Origin of the sequence: Micromonospora sp. LOL_025 (assembly GCF_048060285.1) — a bacterium.
Lineage (GTDB): Bacteria > Actinomycetota > Actinomycetes > Mycobacteriales > Micromonosporaceae > Micromonospora.
The window spans coordinates 1-1,088 of the sequence record NZ_JBHMIR010000097.1 but is presented as its reverse complement, the minus strand read 5'-3'; the positions used below and the strand labels follow the sequence as shown (position 1 = coordinate 1,088).

Below are 1,088 nucleotides of genomic sequence, written 5' to 3'. Positions count from 1 at the left end.
CGGGGCGGGTAGTGCTGTCCTGTCGAGTTTGCCGTTGGCGGTCAGTGGTAGCCGGTCGAGCAGCACGAAGGCGGCGGGCACCATGTGGGCGGGAAGCGTCGCGGCGGCGGCGCGGCGTAGGTCGGCCACCACCAGGTCCGACTGCGTGCCGGCTGCCGGGGTCAGGTAGGCCACGAGTTGCTTGTCACCGGGCCGGTCCTCACGAACCACGACAGCCACCCGACCGACGCCGGGCTGCGCGGCGAGAGCCGCGGCGACCTCACCCGGCTCGATCCGGAACCCCCGAATCTTCACCTGGTCGTCAGCCCGACCGATGATCTCCACCATGCCGTCGCGCGTCCACCGCGCCAGATCACCCGTGCGATACATCCGCGCACCCGCACCACCGAAGGGATCGGCGACGAACCGCTCAGCCGTCAACCCCGCCTGACGCAGATAACCATCCGCCAACCCCGTACCGGCGACATACAACTCACCCGTGACACCCACCGGAACCGGCCGCAACCGCTCATCCAACACATAACAACGACGGTTCACCAACGGCGCACCGACCGGCACCGGCGCATGTTGTGGAGGCGACTCGATCCGATGACAGTTCGTGAAGATCATGCTCTCCACCGGCCCATAAGCATGCACCAACCGCAACTCAGGCAACCGACAGGCCCGAGCCAGATGCTCCACCGAAGCCGCCTCACCACCCGTGATCACCTGCCCCACCACGGCGAGCGTCTCCGGAAACTCATCGAGCATCAGATTGAACAACCCCGTCGACAGGAACAACGTCGTGATCCCATGACGAGCAACCAACTCGGCGATCCGCGCCGGCTCCGGCCGCTGACCCGGATGCAACACACAAACGGCCCCGTTCAACAACGGACCCCAGAACTCCCACGCGAACGCATCCCACGACACCGGCGCACACTGCAACCACACCTGATCCGGCCCGAGATCAACAAAATCCTGCCCCACGACGGTGCCGACGATCGCCCGATGCGACGCCAACGCCCCCTTCGGCCGACCCGTCGAACCCGACGTGAACATCACACAAGCCGCATCCCCAGCATCACCCGCCACCACCAGCGGCTCCA

Annotated in this window: 1 protein-coding gene; it reads right to left on the bottom strand. The window is 66.4% G+C overall.

Annotation, left to right across the window (positions count from 1 at the left end):
- On the bottom strand, positions 1 to 1,088 hold a 1,088-nt coding region (locus tag ACFHW0_RS31635; RefSeq protein WP_416613290.1), incomplete at both ends, for an AMP-binding protein.